Annotated in this window: 17 protein-coding genes and 1 pseudogene; 10 read left to right on the forward strand and 8 right to left on the reverse strand. The window is 65.7% G+C overall.

Features of this window, described 5'->3' with window-relative positions; translation table 11 throughout:
- Positions 1-11: 11 nt before the first annotated feature.
- Positions 12-1,058 carry a polyprenyl synthetase family protein gene (locus OHB12_RS07485; RefSeq protein ID WP_327117423.1) on the reverse strand — a complete coding sequence of 349 codons (1,047 nt, stop codon included), beginning with the start codon at positions 1,056-1,058 and terminating at the stop codon, positions 12-14.
- Positions 1,059-1,527: 469 nt separating this feature from the next.
- Here OHB12_RS07485 and OHB12_RS07490 point away from each other — a divergent pair, with 469 nt between their 5' ends.
- Entirely contained in the window at positions 1,528-1,911 is a 384-nt protein-coding gene (locus OHB12_RS07490; RefSeq protein WP_327117425.1) for a GNAT family N-acetyltransferase, read from the forward strand.
- A 235-nt stretch (positions 1,912-2,146) separates the two neighbouring features.
- Here OHB12_RS07490 and OHB12_RS07495 read toward each other — a convergent pair whose 3' ends face one another.
- Both OHB12_RS07495 and OHB12_RS07500 read right to left on the reverse strand, forming a co-directional pair.
- A complete protein-coding gene (locus tag OHB12_RS07495; protein ID WP_327117427.1) occupies positions 2,147-3,541 on the reverse strand; it encodes a hypothetical protein in 1,395 nt (464 codons plus the stop codon).
- 579 nt (positions 3,542-4,120) lie between these two features.
- Complete coding sequence (locus OHB12_RS07500; protein WP_327117429.1) at positions 4,121-4,705, reverse strand: TetR/AcrR family transcriptional regulator; 585 nt, start codon at positions 4,703-4,705, stop codon at positions 4,121-4,123.
- Between the two features lie 101 nt (positions 4,706-4,806).
- On the opposite strand from OHB12_RS07500, the gene OHB12_RS07505 reads away from it, so the two are divergent.
- From OHB12_RS07505 to OHB12_RS07540, 8 genes and pseudogenes are all read left to right on the forward strand, one after another.
- Positions 4,807-5,856: an aldo/keto reductase gene (locus OHB12_RS07505; protein ID WP_327117431.1), complete on the forward strand. Its 1,050-nt coding sequence runs from the start codon at positions 4,807-4,809 to the stop codon at positions 5,854-5,856.
- A complete protein-coding gene (locus OHB12_RS07510; RefSeq protein ID WP_327117433.1) occupies positions 5,853-6,557 on the forward strand; it encodes a DUF998 domain-containing protein in 705 nt (234 codons plus the stop codon). The genes OHB12_RS07505 and OHB12_RS07510 overlap by 4 nt, the downstream gene beginning before the upstream one ends.
- 73 nt (positions 6,558-6,630) lie before the next feature.
- Positions 6,631-7,644, forward strand: coding sequence for an NAD-dependent epimerase/dehydratase family protein (locus OHB12_RS07515; protein ID WP_327117435.1), 1,014 nt, complete (start codon positions 6,631-6,633; stop codon positions 7,642-7,644).
- Between the two features lie 41 nt (positions 7,645-7,685).
- Positions 7,686-8,006, forward strand: coding sequence for an NAD-dependent epimerase/dehydratase family protein (locus tag OHB12_RS07520; RefSeq protein ID WP_327117437.1), 321 nt, complete (start codon positions 7,686-7,688; stop codon positions 8,004-8,006).
- Entirely contained in the window at positions 7,970-8,329 is a 360-nt protein-coding gene (locus tag OHB12_RS07525; RefSeq protein ID WP_327117439.1) for a hypothetical protein, read from the forward strand. The genes OHB12_RS07520 and OHB12_RS07525 overlap by 37 nt, the downstream gene beginning before the upstream one ends.
- 1,212 nt (positions 8,330-9,541) lie before the next feature.
- Positions 9,542-10,174 carry a CBS domain-containing protein gene (locus OHB12_RS07530; protein WP_327117441.1) on the forward strand — a complete coding sequence of 211 codons (633 nt, stop codon included), beginning with the start codon at positions 9,542-9,544 and terminating at the stop codon, positions 10,172-10,174.
- A 1,211-nt stretch (positions 10,175-11,385) separates the two neighbouring features.
- Positions 11,386-11,970, forward strand: coding sequence for a hypothetical protein (locus OHB12_RS07535; protein ID WP_327117443.1), 585 nt, complete (start codon positions 11,386-11,388; stop codon positions 11,968-11,970).
- A gap of 242 nt (positions 11,971-12,212) precedes the next feature.
- Positions 12,213-12,413 (forward strand): annotated as a pseudogene (locus OHB12_RS07540) (MFS transporter); the annotation flags it as partial.
- Between the two features lie 747 nt (positions 12,414-13,160).
- Here OHB12_RS07540 and OHB12_RS07545 read toward each other — a convergent pair.
- Both OHB12_RS07545 and otsB read right to left on the reverse strand, forming a co-directional pair.
- Complete coding sequence (locus OHB12_RS07545) at positions 13,161-14,087, reverse strand: universal stress protein (protein WP_327117445.1); 927 nt, start codon at positions 14,085-14,087, stop codon at positions 13,161-13,163.
- Between the two features lie 261 nt (positions 14,088-14,348).
- Entirely contained in the window at positions 14,349-18,338 is a 3,990-nt protein-coding gene (gene otsB / locus OHB12_RS07550; RefSeq protein WP_327117447.1) for a trehalose-phosphatase, read from the reverse strand.
- A 137-nt stretch (positions 18,339-18,475) separates the two neighbouring features.
- On the opposite strand from otsB, the gene OHB12_RS07555 reads away from it, so the two are divergent.
- The gene (locus OHB12_RS07555; protein ID WP_327117448.1) at positions 18,476-19,474 is read left to right on the forward strand and encodes an Acg family FMN-binding oxidoreductase; all 999 of its coding nucleotides are present in this window, start codon (positions 18,476-18,478) and stop codon (positions 19,472-19,474) included.
- Positions 19,475-19,808: 334 nt separating this feature from the next.
- Here the strand turns inward: OHB12_RS07555 and OHB12_RS07560 are convergent, their stop codons facing one another.
- From OHB12_RS07560 to OHB12_RS07570, 3 genes are all read right to left on the reverse strand, one after another.
- Positions 19,809-21,428, reverse strand: a complete 1,620-nt coding sequence (locus tag OHB12_RS07560) for an ABC transporter permease (RefSeq protein ID WP_327117450.1) — start codon at positions 21,426-21,428, stop codon at positions 19,809-19,811.
- A complete protein-coding gene (locus tag OHB12_RS07565) occupies positions 21,425-22,339 on the reverse strand; it encodes an ABC transporter ATP-binding protein (protein WP_327117452.1) in 915 nt (304 codons plus the stop codon). Before OHB12_RS07565 ends, OHB12_RS07560 begins: the two co-directional genes overlap by 4 nt.
- Positions 22,340-22,852: 513 nt before the next feature.
- Positions 22,853-23,131, reverse strand: coding sequence for a DUF1918 domain-containing protein (locus OHB12_RS07570; RefSeq protein WP_327117454.1), 279 nt, complete (start codon positions 23,129-23,131; stop codon positions 22,853-22,855).
- Positions 23,132-23,267: the final 136 nt, after the last annotated feature.

Raw genomic sequence — 23,267 nt, forward strand, 5'->3', positions numbered from 1 at the left:
TCCTTCTGTGGTCAGACCGCGCGCGTGGTCGCGGCCGCGGCGAATTGGTGCAGTACCGCCACGGCGGTCGGGTGCAGGTGGTGGGTGTGTAATGCCTGTGCCGCCGATTCGCATCGCGTCGCGATCAACTGCTCAACAGTCGCGACGGCACCGGTGGCTGTCAGGACCGCACGGATCTGATCGCATTGATCCTCGGTCAGGTCCGGTTTGCCGAGTAGTTGGCGCAGGGCGCGGCGCTGGGTGGGTGTGGCCCGCTCCAGCGCAGTGGCGATCAGTACGGTGTGTTTGGCCGAGCGGAGATCGTCGTCGACGGACTTACCAGTCTGGCGGGGGTTGCCGAATACGCCGAGCAGGTCGTCGCGGAGCTGGAACGCTTCGCCGAGCGGCACGGCATAGTCCGACAGCGCTCGAAGTTGATGTGTGGTGCCGCCAGCGAGGTTGGCTCCCAAGTGCAGCGGGCGTTCGATCGTGTATTTGGCGGTCTTATACCGGATGATCCGCCACGCGGTGTCCAGATCGGCGGTGCGGCGACCAGATGCGCTGAGATCCAGGTATTGGCCGATGAGCGTTTCGGTCCGCAACGCATCCAACGTTGGTTGTATGCGGGCGAGCTGCTCAAGTGTTGGGCTCGGCGGACCTACCAGTAGATCGTAGGACCACGCCAGGGCCAGGTCTCCGAGCAGAATGGCGGCGTTGACCCCCAGCTCGGCAGGGTTGGCATGGTCGCCGTGACGAGCGGCCAGGGCGTGGTGGGCAGTGGGCCTGCCTCGGCGGGTGGCGGAGTGATCCATGACGTCGTCGTGGATCAGCGCGAAACAATGGAACAGCTCGAGCGAAGCAGCGACCCGGTACACGATGTCGGACGGGGGAACGCCGTCGACGGCAGCCCATCCGGTGACGCACATGAGCGGACGAAAGCGCTTGCCGCCAGCGGCAAGAAGGCTGCGCAACTGCTCACTGAAATAGGTCAGTTCGACCGCGGGTGAAAGGTGGTCCTTGTCGTCCAGGAATTGGGTGAGCACCGCGTCCACGACGGCGCCCACCTCGGTCGGGTTCACCGCAGGGGTCTGATCATCAACTCAACGGTTTCAACCAAGCTCGCCCGCATGTTGAACCCACCTTCGCGCGGTTGTCAAAGATCAGATCCAGGATATCAGCCAGTTGGGTTGTGCCACAAAATATTTGGTGGACACTTGACAGATCGATTACCCCTCGGCGAACAGCCACGCACGGCACGCGCGTCATCCGTGTCGGCAAGGCTCGCCCGCCGACACCGGGGACACACGCAGAGCCCCGGGGATCGATGACGACCAGGTCTGAGGAACTACTCCGGAAACGGAAATCTTCAGAGGGATTTGGCATTTGTGGCGTGCATTCTGTTGCGCGAGAGCCGTTCATAACGAATTCCAGTATGTGTGTTGGGTGGATTCGATTGGGGTTCTTGTTCCCGCATTTTGCTGGCCGAACTCGGCATCCCGGCACGATCATGAAACCACGACTCCCGCACCGGCGTTCCGCATCAAGCCCATGCGATCCGAGCATGCCGACCAGGTGCTGGAGATCTACCAACTCGGCATCGGCGACGGCGATGCCACCTTCGAAACCACCGCACCAACCTGGCGGGAGTTCGACAAAATGAAACTGCCCCACCACCGTTTCGTCGCGCTCGACGACCACAACCAAGTCCTCGGCTGGGTCGCGGTGGTCCCGGTCTCGGACCGCTGCGCCTACGCCGGAGTCGTCGAGCACTCCGTCTACGTCCACCCCGACGCCCGCGGGCACGGCGCCGGCCTCGCCCTGCACACCAAAGCCGGATTCCGAACCATCGGCACCCGGCAACGCATCGGCCGCCACCACGGACGCTGGCGCGACGTCACCCTCATCGAACGCCGCAGTCCCACCATCGAATAGCCGACCGCCGACAACAGACAGTCTCTCGTCATCGACGACGCCGTGTGATCGCCCAGTGGCACGCCACCCCGCTACTCCCGGCTCTCGATCCGGCGCACCGATGGCGGAACTCCAGACCCCAATCAAAATTCACAGCGCCGTAAGCGGCATTTCCGGACGCTCGTTCAGGCGGGATCCCGCCGTCGCAGCTTCATACCTTTCGACACCGCTGCGAGGGGCAGGGCGTCGAATGGCTTTATACGGCCGCACCGTCTCCGTCGATGGAGGATGCCGGAGCTCCTGCGTCATCGGCTGCGGTGCGGCTGTTGCCGTAGCCGCGATGGACGCACATCAGCTGGTCTTTGGTGCCGTTCTTGTCGCGGTAGACGATCAGTGCCGGTCCGGCGTGGCTGGCGTGTTGGCTGAGTTCGCGGTCCGGGGTCCAGGTCGAGTTGTGGCTGTCGAGGCGGGTCCACCACAGGCTCTGGTCGTAGTTTCCGCGGTGCACGCAGTACAGCTTGCCCTTGAACACCGCCAGGGCCGGGCCCGCGTTGGTGCCGTGCTTCGGGAATTCCCTGTCCGGGCTCCAGTTCTGGCCGTCGGTGGTGGTCGTGTACCACAGGCTCTTATCGTTGCCGTTGCCCTTGTGGACGCAGTACAGCTTTTCGACGCCGCTGCTGTCGCCGAACACCGCCAGCGCCGGGTTGGCGTCGGAGGCCACGTTCGGGATTGCCGCGTCGCGGGACCAACTCGACGTGCTGCTGGCCAGGGTGCTCCACCACAGGTTGCGATCGCTGCCTGATCCGCGGCGGACGCAGTACAGCTTGTTTTTGAACACCGCGAGTGCTGGACCGGCGTCGGTGGCGTGTCGATCGATTCTCTGGTCCGCCGACCAATAGCCAGTAGAGCTCGTCTTCTTCGTCCAGTAACTGTCGACGGTGCCGTTGCCTTTGTGGACGCAGTGCAGCGCGCCGTCGAACACGGCCAACGCGGGACCGGCGTCACTGGCATGTTGCGCGAAGCGCCGGTCTTCGGTCCATCCGGTGTCGGGGTCGTAGAGGGTCTGCCACAGGCTCTTGTCAGAGCCGCCGCCGCGATGGACGCAGAACAGCTTGCCCTCGAATGCGGCCAGTGCCGGGTTGGCTTCGCTGGCATGCTTCGGGAACTCTTCGTCTTGACTCCACCCGTGCTCCTCCTCGAAGACCGTCCACCACAAGTTGGTGTCAGAAGAGGGCCATCCCATCGGGGTCGGGACCAGAGCGGCGATGGCGATCCACGGCGAGGTCAGCACCACTCCGCGGCCTTTGTCGACGCGTTTCATGATCAGGCTGTGTGCCTTGCAATACGCGCCGACAATGGTGCCGATGGGAGGCGGCAGGAACTGTCCGACGAGGGTGGCGATGCGGGGGTAGATCTCGGCGGACAGGTTGACGGCCTCATGGTTGAGGAAGATCCGGAACCCCCACCATTTCGCCTCTGCCCAGACGTCGGGATTCCCTTGTATCTGGGCCAGTTCGGCCCGCGCCTGCTTACCGGCCTCGATGTCGTGTGCGGTCGGTGCGGGCATACCCGCGGGGATGTAGAACTCATCATCGCCAGATCCGGTGCCGTCCTCGGCAGTTCTTGTGGAGGAGTTCTGTTCGACAGACATAACGACTTCCTCTGCTCGTCGACCTGCCGATACCGCCCATGTGCTGGAGGCGCGCAGCCTCCAACCACCAACCGCATCGGTAGGTAGCCACGGAAAAACCAACGATCACGACGATCAAGAAACGCACCGAACCATACCGGGACGGCGCCCCAACTCCACCAACGATTCTCCCGCACTACAGCTTGTGCGTCACCGTTTCGCAGGATCGTGCTTTCTGCGCCGAAAGCGTCTGTCCCGCTCCGGTAACCGAAACAAGCGACCTGACGGTCGCCTCGGGGACGATGATCGGTCGTCGCCAGGACAGCGCGGTGGCATCGGTCCGGTCGATGCCACCGCCACCAAGAGACGTCCTGAAATCGGCAGTAGCGGACGTTCCAGACGTTGGCGGCCAATCCGGTCAGGGAGTGGCCACCATGCGGTCAGGTCGCGCACCCAGCGGCATGAGCGATTATTTGTCCGAGGTATAGCCAGGCGCGGGCTATCTACGAGTTCGGTAATAGGCCGGTGCTGGATGCGGACTGCATGGGGCGGCAAGGCGTTTCAGCTCTTCGGTTGGGCGAGAGCTGTTGCGGCGAGCGCTCAGGTCGGCTGGGGTGCGGTCTGTAGGCCCGAGAAAACGGCAGCGATAAGGCGTCTGCCCTGGGCCGCTCCGTCATCACTGTTCGCGACGCGCCACAAAAAGCTCATCAGCATGATGATGTCGGCGGGGTCGTGCCCGGCGGCGATGGTGCCCTCGGCCACGCAGGCATCGACCAGCTTGGCCACCGCGGCGGTCGTCGGCGCCCAAGAGGCTCTGATCATGTCCTGGGCCGCGGCGCTGTGTAAAGCGTCACCGAGGCCGTGCTTGATGCGGATGTAGGCCGACAGGGTCTCGAACCACTCGACGAACGCGGCCTTGGCCGATGAGTGACGCGCCAGTACCTCGTCGGCAGTGATGGTCAGGCGTTCGATGTCGTGTTGGTAGGCCGCGAGGATCAGGTCCTCACGGGTGGGGAAATGGCGGTAGAGCGTCCCTGCGCCGACGCCGGCGCGCTTGGCGATCTCGCTCAGTGGCACGAGCGGGTTGTCCGCGAACAGCGCATGGGCGGCCTCGATGATCGCGACCCGGTTGCGCGCGGCGGCCTTGCGTTGCGTGCCGTAGGTGCTCGGCGTCTCGTCGGTCATGCCTCGATGATGCCCTCCAATTGACTCGCGGACAATCCTCCGCTAGTTTGGCCATTACTTGCGGAGGATCGTCCGCGAGTTCCGACTTGCAGGAGACACCCATGCGTTATGTGAAGCTTGGCACCACCGGCCTGGACGTCTCGCCCATCGCGATCGGTGCGATGACCTACGGCGAACCGGACCGCGGCCACCCCGTCTGGTCCCTGGGTGAAGAAGCCGCCCGTCCACTGATCAAGCACGCCCTGGACGCAGGCATCAACTTCTTCGACACCGCGAACATGTATTCGAACGGGTCCAGCGAGGAGATCCTCGGGCGTGCGCTGCGCGACTTCGCGAACCGCGACGACGTGGTGATCGCCACCAAGCTGCGCCACCCGATGCGCCCCGGGCCGAACGGCAGGGGACTGTCGCGCAAGGCGATCATGACCGAGGTCGACCACTCGCTGCAGCGGCTCGGCACCGACTACATCGACCTCTACCAGGTGCACCGCAACGACCACGCGACCCCGCTGGAGGAAACCCTCGAAGCGCTCAGCGACCTGGTCAAGGCCGGCAAGGTCCGCTACCTCGGCGCATCGTCGATGTTCGCCTGGGAGTTCGCCAAAGCCCTGCACCTGCAGAAGCAGCACGGCTGGGCCCGGTTCGTGTCCATGCAGGACCACTACAACCTGCTCGCCCGCGAAGAGGAACGCGAGATGATCCCGCTGTGCCTCGACGAGGGCGTCGGCACCATTATCTGGAGCCCGCTCGCCCGCGGCCGTCTGGCCCGAGGCTGGGATGACGCGAAATCCACCGCCCGCTCCGATACAGACGGCGCCTACGCCGACGTGCTCTACTCGCCCGAGCAAAAGACGTCCAACCGCGCCATCATCGATGCGGTCGGCCGAGTCGCGGCCACCCACGGCGTGAGCCTCGCGTCCATCGCCCTGGCCTGGCTGCATCGCCAGCCGGTCGTCACCGCCCCGCTCGTTGGCGCCGGTTCGATCAAGCAGATCGACGACGCGATCGCATCATTGGACGTCGAACTCACCGACGAGGACGTACGCGCCCTCACCGCCCCCTACACGCCACGGTATGACTGGCAGGGCGTCTCGGACGAGGCGACCATGGACGCGATCCGCGCCCGTGTCCCGGGCATGGCCCTGACGTGAGGTCGATTGTTCGCTCTGGCCCCGCTGCCCGCGTCGGAGCGATCCTGATCTTCATCGGCCCGCTCGTGTCGTGGGTGGCGGAACTCATCACGGCGGCGGCCTGGCAGCACCCGCACTACTCGCCGTTGTACAACTGGGTCAGCCATCTGGGTCTGACCGGCCCAAGCCAAGTCGCGTTCGGGCAGGTCGGGAACTCCCCGCTGGGGGCCGTCATGGACACCGGCTGGGTCCTCTACGGCATCCTGCTCATCGTCGGCGTGCTACTCACCTTCGATCTGCGCAAGGGCCCGCGGCCGATCGCGATCGTCGTAGTGGCGATCTTGTCCGGCATCGGCGTGTCCCTCGTGGGGATCTTCCAGGGATCCAGCGCGAACGTCGCGAACGGCCTGATCGCATTCCACACCTCCGGTGCGCAAGGTGTCATGCTTGCCGGAAACCTCATGGCGATCATCGTCGGCGCCAATGGCGCCCGAATCGGTATAAGCCCTGGCCGCAGCATCATGAGCATCGTGCTGGGCATCGTCGGCTTGGTCGCGTTCCCGGTCTTCATCGCCGACGTGTTCACCGGCTGGGCGTGGAACATCGGCATGTTCGAACGCGCCGTGATCTACCCAGTCATGACCGGCCACGTTCTCCTCGGCAGCGGGCTCATCGGCGTCCGACAGGCGGCCCACCGCCAGCCGGTCGCCGTCGGCCGGTAGATCCCGGGTGGGTCGGCGCAGGCCAGCTCATCCAACACACGCATCCAACATAGAGAAGAGAGCGGGAAACGATATGGCGCAGGTTCTGGTCACCGGGGGCACCGGTTATGTCGGCGGGTGGGCGATCGTCGCCCTTCTCCAGCGCGGCTACGACGTGCGCACGACCGTTCGCTCCCAGTCCCGGGAGCAGGCGGTGATCGATGCGGTATCCACCGAGGTCGATCCAGGTGAGCGGTTGAGCTTCGCCTACGCAGACCTGACGAAAGACGACGGGTGGGATGCGGCGATGGCCGGTGTCGATTTCGTCCTGCACGTCGCGTCACCCCTGGGCAATGGAAGCGACAAGGACGCCGACGCGTTGATCGTTCCCGCTCGTGACGGTGCGCTCCGCGTGCTGCGCGCGGCGACCCGCGCGCAGGTGAAACGTGTCGTGATGACCTCGGCCGCCAACGCGGCCAGCCCCATGTCCTACACGGCTGAGGGTGTCACCGACGAAACACTATGGACCGTCGACGACCCGTCCCTGCCGGCCTATCGCCGGTCCAAGACGATAGCGGAGAAGGCAGCATGGGACTTCATGGCCGATAACGACGGCTCGACCGAACTCTGCACGGTGTTGCCAGGTGCAGTGCTCGGCCCCATCCTCACATCGGAGAACGTCGGCACGGCCTCGCTCATCCAGCGGATGCTGCGCGGCGAGATGCGCGGTGCCCCCCAGATCGGTCTGGAGGTCGTCGACGTCCGCGACCTCGTCGACCTCCACATCCGCGCCATGACCTCACCCGACGCGGCAGGCCAACGATTCCTCGGCACCGGGCCGTTCATCTGGATGACCGACATCGCCCGTGCTCTCCAGGCCAGCCTCGGGGACAAGGCGGTCAAGGTCTCCGCGCGGGAACTGCCGAATGCCCTCGTCCGGCTGACTTCGCTGTTCACCCCGTCGCTGAAGGCGATCACCATCTCACTCGGCCGCCGCAACAGGCACACGACACAGAAAGCACAACAGATCCTCGGCTGGGCCCCGCGCCCCGCCGAGCAGACCGCCGTCGAATGCGCCGAAAGCCTCATCGGCCACGGCCTCGCGTGAGCGCTCAACCGGAAATCAGGAAGCATGCTGAGGAGACACCCATGACAACCGTTCTGGTCACCGGCGGATCCGGATTCATCGGGAGCTGGTGCGTGCTCGCACTGCTGCAAGCCGGTCACGACGTGCGCACCACGGTCCGCGACCTGGGACGTGAACCCATGCTGCGGGCACAGTTGCACGCCGCGACCGAATTCGATGACGCGCTTCTGACCGTCGTCCGTGCCGACCTGCACAGCGACGACGGATGGGCGGACGCGGTCGCCGACTGCGACTACGTTCTCCACGTCGCATCGCCGACGCTCCGTTCGGCACCGGCTGGGTTGACGTGCGGGACGTCGCCGACCTGCACCTGCGCGCCATGACCGACCCCGCCGCGGCCGGCGAACGGTTCCTCGCCACCGCCGGGCACAGCCTGCGCGTGGTGGAGATCGCGCGGATACTGCACGCACGGCTCGGCGACCGCGCAAAGAAGGTCCCCACGCGCGAAATCCCACTGGCGCTCGCCCGCGTCCTGAGCGTGGTCAACCCCCAGCTGCGGGCGCTGCGTCCGCAACTGGGGCGGGATTTCGACGCGACCAGCGCCAAAGCCGAACGGCTGTTGGGGTGGCGGGCCCGCCCGATCGAGGACACCGTCGCCGACACCGCCGAAAGCCTTCTCGCTCATCACCTGACCCACGGAAAGTGAGCAACCAGGCTGGTCCCCTCAACCTCGGGATCGCCGACGCGACTCTACGTGGGTACGGCTACGGCCTCGCTTCCAACATCCTCAACTCGGCATTTCCGGACGTTCAGTTTGCCGCCGCCATGATCGCTCCGGCATAACGGATCTGGAACATTCTCCCAGCGGATCACCTGCTGTCGGTGGTCCCACGACTGGCAGCATGGTGCACAACGGCGGCAAACGACATCAATTCCGGACAGTGCTGCTCATCATCCCGGCCCCCCTCTTTCCCGCGAGCTTGCCGCCGCGACCGTGCCGAGCGCGTGGCGATGTCGGTATCGAATCACCCAGGTGCTCGTCATGCGCCAGCCTCTGTCAGCAGTCCCGACTGCGGCAGCAATGGGAGCAGGTGAGCATCGGGCCAGAAGGCGGGCTCCTCAACACGCCGGAACCTGCTACGTCGCGATCAACGCCGACACCTCCGCGATCCCGGACCTCTCGATCCTGACCGATTGTTTCAGCACGAGTATCGCCACCGCGCTCCGCCTCGGCGGCGAGCGCGCACCGGAAGCCCGCGCCGACGTGCCGGTCGAAGCGTCGCAGTCCACACCGATGCGACGGTGTCCCCCGAGTGATCAGACCGGACAGCCCTCGACCGCTGTGGCGACCTCCGGCGGGATGGTAACTGTGCGGTCACTGCGCCCTGTCGGACCGCCGAATGATCCCACCGCCGCACAGCACCGTGTCTGGTTGCCAACAGATGTTCCGCAGGGGGCTTTCGCCACTATCTGCAACGGGAGCCGTGGAGTGAGATGTGCAGTTGCAGCGAAAGGAGGCTGGCTATGACACAGAACGTCACTGAGCGGATTCGGCGCGGTGATCCTCGGTGGCGCATTCAACGCCGCCCGCTGGGACCGGCACGTCTGCGGCTTCACCTCTTTACCCGACAACTGCGGAGCGAGCGGCCGATCCGGCTGTTCGGTATCGGTCCACTCGCCCCCTCGCTCGATCAGCCCGATACCGAGAGGATTGCCGAAGCCGATGCGGTTCCCAACGCCACCGACCGGTTCGAACCGGACGTGCGCAGCTTCCCGACTTCCGCAATGGCCACGAATTCCGCTGACGACTACCGCGATCCCGAGCACATCCATGCTTGGTTGACCGGCATCGCCACTCGGCTCACCCATCAGGTTCGCCGACCACTCGGCACCTGGCTCTTTCCTGGAGGTGAATCCAGTGTATGCCCGCGACATTTTCAGCCGACCGGTTGTCACGGTCCGACCCGACACGCCGTTACCGGAGGCTATTTCGCTGCTGACCGAAGGCGGATTCGGTGCACTACCGGTCGTCGACGAACAGGACCGGGTGATCGGCATGCTGTCCGAAGCCGATGCGCTGGCCGCGCGCGTCGCCCGCCAGACCGCGAGTGTAGAGGCAGCAATGACGGTCCCGGCCGAGGTGGCCCAGCCCGGTACGGCCGTCTCCACCATCGCCTCCCGGATGATTGCCGGAAATCTGCGGTCCATGCCGGTGGTCGAGGCGGGCGTGCTCGTCGGCATCGTCGCTCGCCGCGACCTTCTGCGCGCCCTCGTCCGCGACACGGCAGCTGCGGCGGCTGAGGTCCGCGCCCTGCTCGACAACTACGCCGGCAGCAGACGGCAATGGTCGGTCGAGGTGGCCGAGGGCCGGGCAATCATTCGGGGCCGCTTCGCCGACACGGACGAGCAGCGCACCGTCTCGGAGCTCGTTCTCAGCGTCAACGGCATCGACGACGTCGAGATCGCGGCCGACCCGGCGCCCTCGACGCGACCGCCGACAATGCCGCTGACGGAATGGCTGCAGCAGCGGGCCGATGAATCGATCGTGTAGCCGAAGCCACCACGTTGGTATCTGGCTCGCCCTCTATCGAGTTGCCGGCCACAACCATCCCGGCCAGCTCAGCACGTTCGCACGAATCGATCCAGTACAGCGTGTATCCGGCTCGCACAAGGAACTCCGCCGTATCGTCGCCGCGGCCCGGGGCGGAGCCGCACACGAACGGCGTCCTCGCACCCAGCGCCCGTTCAGCAAGGCGAACACCAGCTGTGGCTTGGTTGCGAACTCGGCATCCCGTCCAACCACGACTCATCGGCCCCGCCCGTCGGCGTCCACCCGTTCTTGCGCTCCAACCCGGACACGGAATCGCATCCCCCCGAGTCTGCTGGGCAGCTCAGCGCAGCCCAGCCGTGGCGGCGCCCAACCTACGATTCGATCGAAAATCTGCTGTGGCCGAGAGCAGCCGTCGGCCGGGCTCTGGCCGAGGAGATCGAGACCTATCCGCACGCGCAGGACACCGACGCGCCTACGAGGTCGTAGGTGTACCGGGCCGACGACGGATCGATCATCGACATGTGGGCGGTGCACTGCGCCCCGACGAGATCGGGGCAGACCTGCGCGCCCACGCAGCGCTGATCCGCGAACCCACCGACCCGGAATGACGCCAGCACCACAACAGGTCAAGACCGACCGGGTGCGCGGCCAATTCACGTTCGGATGAGGCGCCTGCGTACCGCCACTGGCGCGAGCAGGGGGTGGCTGGTCGGTGATCCGCTGGTGCAACTGGTGAGCAGATCTTGTACCGCCGGACCACTCCCGATCAGGACACCAGTGTTCTGGACACGCGATGCTGTTCAGAGAGGGCGCGCAGGCGCTGATGTCGTTCAAGATCTGCATCAGCCGGAAGATCATCGCCGGCGGGAACTTCACCCTCGACACCACTTGAGCCGGTTGACGCACCACCGGCCGACCGGCGTCGTCGACACCCTGATCGGCCGGCAGGTACACCAGAAAATCGAGAGTGAAGTCGGTGCGGTTGTACCAGCAGGTGAACCCGTTGGCGTAGACCCCGGCGCTCATCGCCTCCGGCACGATCACCTCGACGTCGGTCGGGGGCACAGTCGGTTCGCTCATCCGCGACCCCCTTTCACCGGTCGACGAAAAGAGCACACCGCTGGGCGGTGGCCCCTTTCGTCGACACGTCATTCATTGAGGGCAGATGGTGGCTAGCGGGACTGCATCTGGCGTGCCTGCTGGCGAAGCTGATGCAGTTGCAGTTCCCACTGTCCGGAGCGGTCCTGAGTACGGCTGGCCTGATCCTCGGCCTGCTGGGCCAACTGGCTGGCCTGCTCGGCCTGGTCCTGCGCCGACTGAGCCCGCTGGTTGGACTGGTTGGCCTCACCTTGGGCCTGCTGGGCCTGGCTCTGCGCCCGGTCGGCCTCGCCCTGGGCCTGCTGGGCCTGGTTCTGCGCCTGCTGGGCCTGCTGGCGGGCCTGCTGGGCCTGCTGGTTGGCCTGATTGGCCTCATGCTGCGCGATCTGCGCCTGGTGTTGGACCTGACGGGTCTGGTGTTGCGCCTGCCGGGCAAGGTTCTGCGCCTGCTGGGCGTGCTGACGAGCGTTTTGGGCTTCCTGCCGCGCCTCATCGATCTGAAGCCGAAGCGTCATCTCCAAATCGCGAATGCTCTGGATGTCCAGGACGTCGCCGCGCTTGGCGTCAGTGCTTGTTTCCTGTGCCATATGAGCTTCCCTCCAAAAGTTGGTCGAGTGGACAGACTCGATGGAACGCACCCATTCTGGCCGAAGCACCAACACTCGGCCAGCAACTTCGCCGCAACCATTCAAGAATGAAAATGAAACACACGTATCGATCCGGCCCGTCACCTTCGAAGCTCCGCCACGGTCGCCGGTCCAGGTATGACTTCTCCGCCTGCTGATCGACGCGGCTAGCCAGCATGATCGGTGCCATACCGACCGTCACCCCCGCCTCAGCCACGACGGTCTATCTGTCCGGTGTGTCGATGCGTCGCATCGCTGAACCGTATTCGGGACAGGCGGCAACTGGCACTCGGAGACGCCCTCGGACTGGACCGTTGCCGAAAATGCCGAGCGATCTCGGCTTCAACTCAAGAGAACCTGACCTGGGTCTTCAATGCCTATGTCGTCGCCTTCGGTGGCCTGTTTTTGCTCGGCGGCCGACTGTCGGATTTGCTCGGTGCGCGGCGGCTGTTCAGCGCAGGCTGACTGGTCTCGCTTGTGTCGGTTCAGTGATGGCCGGCGCCGCGGGCAATGTGCGATTCCCCTCATATCGTGGAGGCCGGAGTCTCGCGTGGGTTCAGCCGGACTGAAGCGATTTCATCGGGAACCCACGGTGTTTGGCGCGGCGACGTCAGATTTTCCGGCGGGTTCGGGTGAAGGCGAGTGTAGTCACCGATCACGGTGCGGGCGGTTGTTCGAGCTGGCCGTTGAGGAGGTGTTCGGCGACGGTCGCGTAGCGCAGGGCGGTCGAGTGATCGAGGTTGAAGACCAGCATCAGGTGGAGCGGGTCGACCACCCCGCCAGGCCTGTGCTGTGTGAATGTTGTCGTCGGTGATGTCGCTTGTCTGTACTGATGATTCATCGCGTGTGGTGGTCGGAACGGTCGAATCATTGGTCGGTCGTGCCTGGCTACGGCGGTTGGGAATATCGTCGCCTCGATGGCGACATTATAGGTTTTGGGCCGCTTCCCGCGAAATAATCAGTGGTGATTCATGATTCGTCGCTGGTCGTGTTGGCGGCGACGCGCCGCCGGAACCAACAGTGCCGGGCGTCGGGCGGGTGGATCGATCTCCTGGAGAATCGGCTGCTTGTCGAATTGCTGCGGCCTGAACATATCTCGGGCCCCGGTTGATCGGTCACCGGAGAACTGTGGCCGGAGCGACGCTGACCTACACCCACCGCAACCGGGTGATCATGCGGTCCGGGTAGTCGATGCTGTGGTTTCGGCGCATCCGGCTACGAATGAGGTCATCGGCTGACCCATTCATGTCGAATTCTGCTCGTCACTGTGCGGGGTGGACGACCATGACGGGGCATGAGGCGTGCTGGACCAGAGAATTGGCGGTGGAGCCGAGTAGCATGCCGACGAAACCACCGCGGCCCCGGCTGCCGACCACCACCAGTTGCGCCGACTTCGACCAGACCTGCAGACGAGCTGCCGGAGCCGCGAGATAGATCTTCCGGATGACTCGGACATCCGGGTACTTCTCCTGCCATCCCGCCAGCCGTTCGGCGAGGATCGCCTGTTCGGTCTGCTCGAGTTCGGCGTCGAGAAGTCGCCGATCTTTTGGGCCGGCGAATTGTCCTGAATCCCAGTCGCTCCACACGTGTACGGCGACGAGATCGGTACAGCGTTCGGCCGCCTCTGCGAATGCCGCCGCGATCGCCGTCTCGGATATCGGGCTGCCGTCGATGCCGACCACGACCGGCCCTGAACTGTGAATCGAGTGGTCCGCCTCGGGATCCGTGCGTACCACGACCAGCGTCCCATGTGCGTGTGCGGTGAGCGCGAGCAGCGTGGAGCCTAGGTGGGCGAACGTGTTGGCGCTTCCGGTCGCGCCAACCACCACCGCGTATGCTTCGGCGCTGTGGTCGATGAGCAGTTGCTTGGCGCTGTCGGTCGTCACCAGGGTGGAGACGCGCAGGCCGGGTTCGGTCTCGCGAGCCACTCGTTCGGCACGGGCTACTACGGCTTTGCCGTGCGCGCGGACGGAGTCGACCACCGACGGCACCACGACCTCGTAACTGCCTAGTGCTCCGCCCATCCCGACGAGGTCCATCCCGTGCACGATCTGCAGCTCGCGTTCCCGCTTGGCGGCGAAGTCCGCCGCCCACCGCAGGGCCGTTTCCGAGCCCTGCGAACCGTCCACACCGACAACGACCCTCGCCGAGGGCAGTCGGTGCGGATCGTGGTAGCGCTGCTCTGTCATGGTGACCTCCGAAATCTCTTCACGCTTGCGATAGCCCGGTGGGCATCACACCAACGGTATGAACCGCCCGGTGCGGAGGATGCGGCCGATCGTCACCTGATGGGAGGCCGAAAGGCCCTCAGATTTTGGAGCATCGCCAATCGCGTTGAAGGCTAACGGGTTTTCGTCTCAGGCCGGATGATCTCGGTGTGCTTCGTTGTACCGAGAAGACATCTCACGCAATATAATTGGAATTCGGGTGGGTAGTGGACTGTTCCGGGTTCATTGGTCTGGTCCGGGTGTCGGGTTTGTCGGCAGGCGAACTGTGTCCCCGGCTTCCAGTTGTGCGATCTGGCCTCGGCAGTCGATCTCGATCGGCGGTGAAGTGCCGGGATCCGAGCTGATTTCGACGCCGTCGCCGCTGATGCGCACGGTGAGCCGGTGGCCGCGGTAGATCATCGGGAACGACAGGGCGCCGAGCGTTTTCGGCCAGTGCGGGCAGAAGATCAATCGGTCGCGGCGGATCTCCAGCCCGGTGAAGCAGCGCTGTAGCAGGTCGATGCTGCCTGCCATCGCGCCGAGGTGAATTCCCTCCGCGGTGGTGCCGCCCTGGATGTCGGCGACGTCGGACTCGAGGACTCGGTCGAAGAATTCCACGGCACGGTCGCGGTTGGCTCGGGCCAGCACCCATGAATGCACCAGTGCGCTGAGTGTCGAACCGTGGGAGGTGCGCGACAGGTAGTAGTCGATGGTGCGTGGAATCATCTCGCCGGGCAGTTCATATCCGAGGTGGCCCAGCAGTTCTCGGAGTTCGTCGGCTGACAGCAGATAGAAGAGCATCAGCACATCGGCTTGTTTTGCTGCCCGGTAGCGGTTGACGTTGTCGCCCTCGGCCTCCAATATCCGGTCCAGACGCTGGATGTTGCCGTAGCGCTGCCGGTAATGGTCCCAATCCAGTTCGGCCAGCCGGTCGTAGCCTTCGAACTGGCTGATGACTCCGTCGTGGAACGGTACATACATGCGACGTGCGACATCCCGCCAGCGGTCCGGCTCCAAGGGTGGGACCGACAGCATCTCCAGCAATTCGGACCGGGGGCGCGGGGCCAGAAGGGCGAGTGCATCGAGTGCCCGCAGGATCACCCAGGCGGCCATAATGTTGGTGTAGGCGTTGTTGTCGATGCCCGCCTCCGGTGCTTCTGGGTACCCGGAATGGAATTCGTCGGGGCCGATGACACCACGGATGCTGTAGCGGTCGCGCGCACTGTCGTAGTCGGCCATGCTCGACCAGAATCGTGCGATGTCTACCAGTAGTTCGGCACCGAATTCGGTGAGGAATTCCAAGTCTCCGGTCGCCTGATAGTACTGCCATACGTTGTAGGCGATCGCGATGCCGATGTGATGGGCACGTCCGCTGGGATCCGGATTCCAGTGCCCCGACAGCGGATTGAGGTGCACCCGCTGACTCTCCTCACGGCCGTCGCTGCCGGATTGCCACGGGAACATAGCCCCGGCGAGTCCGGCAGCGACGGCCGCTTGGCGGGCCTCGGGTAGGCGGCGGTAGCGGTAACGCAGCAATGATCGGGTCAACTCCGGAAAGCGCGGATTCAGCACCGGGAAAACGAACAGTTCGTCCCAGAACACGTGGCCGCGATACGCCTCGCCATGGAGTCCGCGTGCGGGCACACCCACATCGAGATCTGCGGTGTTCGGCGACAGGGTCTGGGTCAAGTGCAGCAGATGCAGGCGCACGATGCGCGCCGGGTGTTCCCGACCATCGAGGTCGATTCGCGACCGTGCCCACAGGTGCTTCCAGGCCGCGGCATGTCCCTCAAAGAGCTCCGCGTAGTCACCGGTGGCGTCGAGCCAGCGGGTGGCTTCTTCATCTGGTCCCGCTGTCGCGTGGTCGCGTCCGGCGAAAACGGTCACGACCTTCTCCAGGGTCGTGGAGTCCCCGGCGGCGATGTCGATGGTGAAGTCGTGCCCGATCACTCCGTCTCGGTCGATCAATGCGCGCGGCGCGTCGACAGGTCCCTCTGCGCATCTCAGAGTGCTGCGAGTCGCCACGGCCACCGGTATCCCCGAATTGCTTGTCCGCACCGCGAGCAGTACCGAATCGTCGGACACCCGCACGGCACGCTCCGTCGCCAAGTGGGTATCCGACAGGCCGCGATACCGCTCCACCAGACCATTGCGCACGGAACCGTCGATCACCGAGCGGATCGTCAGCGTCCCCGACCAGTTTTCGGCGGTGATCGTCGTCGCGAGCGCGCCCAGGTGTGGCCGATGCATGGCGGCGAACCGGCGCTGCGTCACTGCGGTGATTCGCCCCGAGGAGTCGTGAAAGCGGAACTGCCGCACGAGCTCGGCGCGGCGCAGATCCATCTGCTGCTGGTAGCCGAGCAAGTCGGCGGTATCGATATCGAACCAGTCGCCACCATCGATCCGGAAGGTCACGGGCAGCCAGTTCGGCAGATTCACGAGGCTTTCGTTGTCGACGACGTGCCCGGCGATCTCGTCGTAGAGCCGGTTGTACACCCCGGCGATATAGGTGCCGGGATAGTGGACTGCTCCGGCCACACAATCCGGTGCCGCGCCGCGGGTCGCGAAGTAGCCGTTGCCGACCGTGCACAGCGCCTCACGAAGCTTCTCCTGTGAAGGGTCGTAGCCGTCGAAGGTGAGAGCCCACGACTCCGGGCCCGCCGCAACGGTTTCGGTGTGCACCAGCCGTACCAGCCGATCGAGGAAGTCGCGAACCTGGCGTGGTCCGGCGACCGAGAATCGCGCGGCGGTGTGCCTGTCCCCGGTTTCGCCATGGCGCACCACGATTGCGAGCCCGTCGGATTCGACGGTGTCGAAGGCGTCCTCATCGGTGAGATCGTCGCCGAGGTAGATCGGCAGCGCCGGGACGGTGAGATGCTCGAGGATCGAGCGCAACGCGGCGCCCTTGTCCCAGTCCACGTCCGGGCGCAGTTCGGCGACCCGCCGCCCGTGGGTCACGCGCAACCCTTCGGTACGCCCGGCCTCGTGCACCGCGGCGACGACTTCGCCGACGTTCTCCGCGGCGACGTTGCGGTGATGGACGGCGACCGCGAATCGCTTGTGCTCAACCAGAACACCAGGAATATCCCGTAGCTGATACTGCAGTTCGTCGGCGGCCTCGGCCAGCGCCTGTTCGGCGCCCGGCGCGGCATCGTGCACGTGACGAGTGCCGTCCGGGGCCATCAGCTCGAAGCCGTGGCTGCCCGCATACCAAATTCCGGGGACGCCCACGCGGTCACGCAGATCGGTCAGATCACGACCGCTGATGACCGTAACCGGGCAGTGGGCGGCTAGTTCCGCCAGCGCGCTCGTCGCGCCGTCGACGGGTCTTGCGGCGGTCGGGTCGGCGACGATATCGGCCAAGGTGCCGTCGAAATCCAGCAGTACCGCGACCTTCTCGGTGCCCAGGAGATCCGCGACGCGCGGCCAGCACTCGATGGCATCCGGAACCTCCGACATCCGCCGGAAGCCCCCGCGCAACCTCACCCGGCCGAGGTCCTCGACGACGACGTCGGCCCCCTGTGCCAGCAGCCGCGCCGCGTGCGCGTGCCGGTCCACCCCGATGACCAGCGCGAAGCCGCCACTCCGGCCGGCCGCCACACCCGCCTCGGCATCCTCGACAACCACCGTGCGGTCGGGTTGGGCGTCCAGCCGACGCGCGGCCTCCAGCAGCATCGCTGGATCAGGTTTTCCCAGCAGGCCCAGCTCCTCGGCAGCGATACCGTCCACCCGCACGGTGAACAAGTCGGCGACACCGGCGGCCGCGAGCAGTTGCGCGCAGTGGCGGCTGGCAGAGAACACGCCGGTGCGGATTCCCGCGGCCCGCAGCCGCCGAACCAGGATGATGGTCGATTCGAAGACCCGCACACCGCCGCGCGCGATCCGGTCCCAGAACAGGCGATCCTTCCGATTGCCCAGTCCGCACACGGTCTCGGCCGTCTCTGGATCGGAGGAATCACCCCACGGCAGTGCGATACGTCGTGCGGCGAGGAAATCCGCCACACCCCGATAGCGCGGTTTGCCGTCCACAAAACGCAAGTAGTCGGCTTCGGTGAACGGTGATCGGTCTTGTCCGGCGCCGGCCGGACGTCGTGTGAGGAAGTCGTCGAACAGTTCCGTCCAGGCCGCGGCATGAATCGACGCGCTGTCGGTCACCACCCCGTCCATATCGAAGATCACCGCGTCGTAGTGGCGCGAATCGATACGCGGCGCCGCCGGTGCACCGTTTCTCACACTCCCAGCGTGAACCGGTCCGTTCGTCCCGTCCAGAGGCAAAGGTCCGCAACAGGCGCCCGACAGGGGACCACGCGCGCCGAGATGGGGACCAACGACTCCTCCAGCGCCGGAGTCCGGCACCTACCGTCAGTGATATGAACCAGCTACCGACCGGGGAAACCATCGAGAAGGCCGTCCTGCTCGCGGGCCGGGCGCCGTCGCTACACAACAGTCAGCCTTGGCACTGGACATTCGACGGCCGAGTGCTACGCCTGTTCGCCGTGCCCGAGCGCAGGCTCCCGGCGGCGGATACCTCCGGCAGGCAGATGCTGATCAGCTGCGGTATCGCCTTGAATCATCTGCACGCAGCCATGGCCGCGGCCGGCTGGCGGATCCTCGTCGCCCGCTTCCCCGACCCCAACCGCCGCGATCACCTGGCCAACATCACCTTCCAACCGGCCCAGTTCGTGACCGACGGCGACCGCGCTCGCGCCGACGCCATACTGCGGCGGCACACCGATCGGCTGCCATTCGCGGCGCCGCCCGACTGGTCTGACTTCGAATCCGTGCTGCGGACCACCTTCGATCCGGCCGACGCAGCCCTCGACGTCTTGCGGGACGACAGCCGACCCGCGCTGGCCCGCGCCTCGGAGATGTCCGCGTCTCTGCGCCGCTACGACTCCGAGTACCACGCCGAATTACAGTGGTGGACCGGACACACCGTCGCCGATACCGGTGTCCCCAGGGAAGCCCTGATCTCACCGGAGGAACGGCAGCGAGTGACCGTAGGCCGCCAGTTCCCCACGACCACCGGAGCGCCCCGGCGCACCGAAATCACCGACGACCACTCGGTGATTCTCGTCCTGTCCACCGACAGCGACACCCCGGACGATTTGGTGCGCTGCGGCGAGGTGCTGTCCACGGTGCTGCTCGAATGCATACTCGCGGGCTTCGCGACATGTCCCCTGACCCACCTGACCGAAGTACCACGCAGCCGCGCCGTCGTCCGCGAACTGACCGGACAGACCCGCCTGCCGCAGGTCCTGATCCGGGTCGGCACCGCACCCGAATCCACACAGAACGGTCCAGCCACACCGCGTCGCCCGCTCGCCGAAATACTCGACATGCCCAAAACCACCGAACAGGTGACATGACTCCACTGGCAGCCGGGCCTTTCGGCCCACGTTCTGCGAGTAGCAATGCTCTGGCTCGAATCCGGCCGCTCGAGCAGGCTACGAGCTATATCAGCCCACCTCACTGTCCGGCGCCGACGTGGGGTACTAACGATCCGGATGCGCGACCGCTGGTGGGTCCCTGCGGTGGTGATCGCCTCGATCATGCTGGTCGGGGTGCTCGGGGCATTCACCACGGTTCCTGCTTGGGCCAACGACTACAGCTCGAACCTGGTGCATCTAGCCGTTGTCCTCTGCATCGTTCTCTCGGTTCGGCTGTTGTCATGGGGTGTCGCCCTTCTGCGCGCCGACGCCGTTAGTATCCGGCGTCGCGGCGGCGGAATCCGGCGAATCCCACCCCTAGTCCGGCTGTCGCCAGTGCGGTGATGACGAGTATCGGTGCGGCGGAGACCGTTTCGAGCGGCACCCGCGGAATGTGCGTGAATGGAGAGGCATCGTCGAACCAATCAGGCAGATCGAAGGGTGCCGCGAAAAGGACAGCAACGGCGCAATAGGCGAACACCGCCCATGCCACCGCGACAGCGGCCCTGGGTAACCAGCCGAACCCGAGCGCTGCGACGGTGACGACCAGCCAGACGGCGGGTGAATAGACAAGCGCCACCCCGGTCATACGCAGTGACTGGCCCGCATCGGCGATCGTCACCCCATAGGCCAGCCCATGACCGAAACCTCCGGCAGCCAGCACGAATGTGGATCCGATCAAGGCTATGCCGAGGTGGCTGGCCAGCCAGGCATGCCGGCTGACAGGTGCGGCCAGGACCGATTCGGCTCGGCCCGCGGTCTCCTCGCTGCGGGCCTGCAGGGCACTGGTGATGCCGTAGGCGGAGGCGAGCAGCGCGGCGATCGACACCGTGAGAGCCAGATATGAGTCCACTGCAGCGCCCACGCCGCCGGGCAGATAGGCGGCGATCTCAGGGTTGTCGGCTAAATAGTCCTCGATGCTATCGGCGAACGAGCCGAACGCCGCGCCGAGCGCGAACACGCCGACAGCCCAGCCGATCAGCGAGCCGCGCTGCAGCCGCCAGGCCAATCCCACGGGTGAGCTCAGCGCCCACGACGCACTGGCCCGTCCCTTTCCATACGGCAGCAGGCCGGCGCCGAAGTCCCGCCGATCAAGCAGCATGAAGGCGACGGCGGTGAGCGCGACGGTCGCGGCGGCAAACAGCAGTACCGGCCACCAGCGGTCGACGACGAACGGGTAGGTTCGCTGTCCCCAGCCGATCGGTGATGTCCAGGAGGCGGCCCCGGTACCGACATCGCCGATGGCGCGCGCAACGTAGGCCGCGGCGAGGCCCAAGGTGACCGAACCGTAGACGCTGCGCGGATTCTCGAACACCTGCGCGGCGACCGCGGTGACCGCAGCGAAGGTCACACCGACCCCACCCGCCGCGACCCCGAGCAGCAGCGACCCGCCGGTCGGCAGGCCGGTACCCACGCCGGTGGCGAAAACCACCAGCACAACGGCGATGTCGGCCAGCCCGGCCAGCGCCAGCGCCGCGATCGTCGGCGACCGGCGACCGACCTGCGCCGAGCGGATCAGCTCCGCCCGCCCGGTCTCCTCGTCCAAGCGGGTGTGCCGACCCACCAGGAACATGTTCATCAGGGCGACCACGACCGCGAGGTAGGCGAAGATCTCGAAGACGATCTCGCCGCCGATCGTGTCCAGCAGCCTGCTAGGCCCGCCCATGGCGATGGTGGCCGCGCTGGCGCTCATCGTCTGGCGGAGCTGGGCCAGTTTCTCCGGGGTGTTGTAGAACCGCTGGCTGCCGATGGACTGGAATGCCAACAGCGCGGCGGTGCCCAGCACCCAGCACGGCAGGGCGAATCGCTCGCGCCGCAGCGCGAACCACAGCAGTGTGGCCGCCCCGGAGACGACCCCGCTCAGCGGGGCTCGCAGACTCGACGCGACAGTCACGACATCTCCTCGTCCGCATGGGCAGGTTCGGCACCGTAGTGGCGCAGAAATATGTCCTCCAGGGTGGGTGGTGTGCTGGTGAGACTGCGCACGCCGAGGTCGCAAAGTATCCGCAGGACCGTGTCCAGATGGGTGGTATCGACATCGAATCGGGCCCTCGTACCGTCCTGGACGAGGTCGTGCACGCCAACCGCGGCGTCCAGATCCGTGGGCGGGCGAACGGTTTCCACCGTGATCGCGGTTCGGGTCAGATGCCGCAGCTCGGACAGGGTGCCGCTCTCCACAGTCCGCCCGCGCCGGATGATGCTCACCCGGTCGCACAACGCTTCCACCTCGGCGAGGATATGACTGGACAGCAGCACGGTCCGGCCGACGTTCTGCGATTCCTCGATACAGCGCTGGAATTCGGCTTCCTTCAGCGGGTCGAGGCCGACGGTGGGCTCGTCGAGCAGCAGCAGTTCCGCGTTCGAGGCCAGTGCGGCGACGAGTGCGACTTTCTGCCGGTTGCCCTTCGAATAGGCACGCGCCTTCTGCCGTGGGTCGAGCTCGAACCGTTCCAGCAGTTCGTCACGGCGACGCCGGTCTACACCGCCGCGCAGCCGCCCCATCAGGTCGATCACCTCACCACCGGTGATCCCGGGCCAGAGAATAACCTCCCCCGGCACATACGCCAACCGTGCATGCAGCGCGACCGCGTCGAACCACGGGTCGCCGCCGAGCATGCGCACCATGCCGGAATCCGCGCGCAGTAGCCCCAGCAGGATCCGGATCGTCGTCGTCTTGCCCGAACCGTTGGGGCCGAGAAAGCCGTGGACCTCACCGGTCCGCACGATGAGATCCAGCTCATCCAGGGCCCGCGCCGTACCGAACGATTTCGTCAAACCGATGATCGAGATGGCGGGATCGGTCACAACTAGGACACCATCCTTGCTGCAGGCCCCGAGACGGGTTCGTGTTAGGGACTGACCCGGCGACGAAGGTCGATGCGGCCACTGCCGGATTGCCTTGCCGCGGGCACACCGGGCACACCGCGGTGGCGCCGTTTCGAATCTCGAATCCGATGCGTTGGGCACCGTCGCATCACCCCACGATGCACCCATCCGGTAGTGCGCGCAGGGGCCGAAGGTCACTTCGGTAGGTGTCGGTCTGCAGGCGGGGAAAGGCATCACCGTGTTTCGCTGCGGGCAGCCGACCCGGTCAGGTGCTGCGGCGCGCTGGTTCTGCCGCGCGGCACGACACTGTCGAACCCAGGGGCATCGGCATCGTCGGGACACCGGAGTGCGAGGCGTGCTGGGCTGTTCTCATCGGTCACCCGAAGCCCGGTTCCCGGGAGCCTGCCACTGCGCGGCATTCGATCGAATCATCTTGTGCCAGAGGCTGTTTTGACGTACCAGCGCCACACCATGCACCGACCCGGCGGCGGCTCAGGCTCCGGCGGACTCGGTGGAGCGCTGACTCGGCCGGTAGTGCTTTGAGGAGAAGTGGGCCGCCGCGATGACTTCCTGCGCGCGCAGCTCATCGTTGGTGACCACGTGTGCGTCCGGACCGGGGAAGGTGAGCGCCCGGTGCCCCGTGTCGGTCCAGTGCACCAGGTAGGGCGGTGCCCCCTCCCTCCCGTGTACCTCCTCGATGAGACCGTGCCGGACCGTACCGCCGACACTGCGGCCCTCGACAATCAGCCAGTCCCCTGTTTTTGCATACACGACGCCGACCTCCTATTATTCCCGGTCGAATCCATCGTTGCGGCGGGCATCGGATCGACGGTAGGGCCGTTGGTCGCTGTGTGAAGGCGCTTTGGTCGTCGCGAGGCGACATCCGTCTCGTAGTCGCCGGGCAGTC

It is taken from the genome of Nocardia sp. NBC_01730 (genome assembly GCF_035920445.1).
GTDB lineage: Bacteria > Actinomycetota > Actinomycetes > Mycobacteriales > Mycobacteriaceae > Nocardia.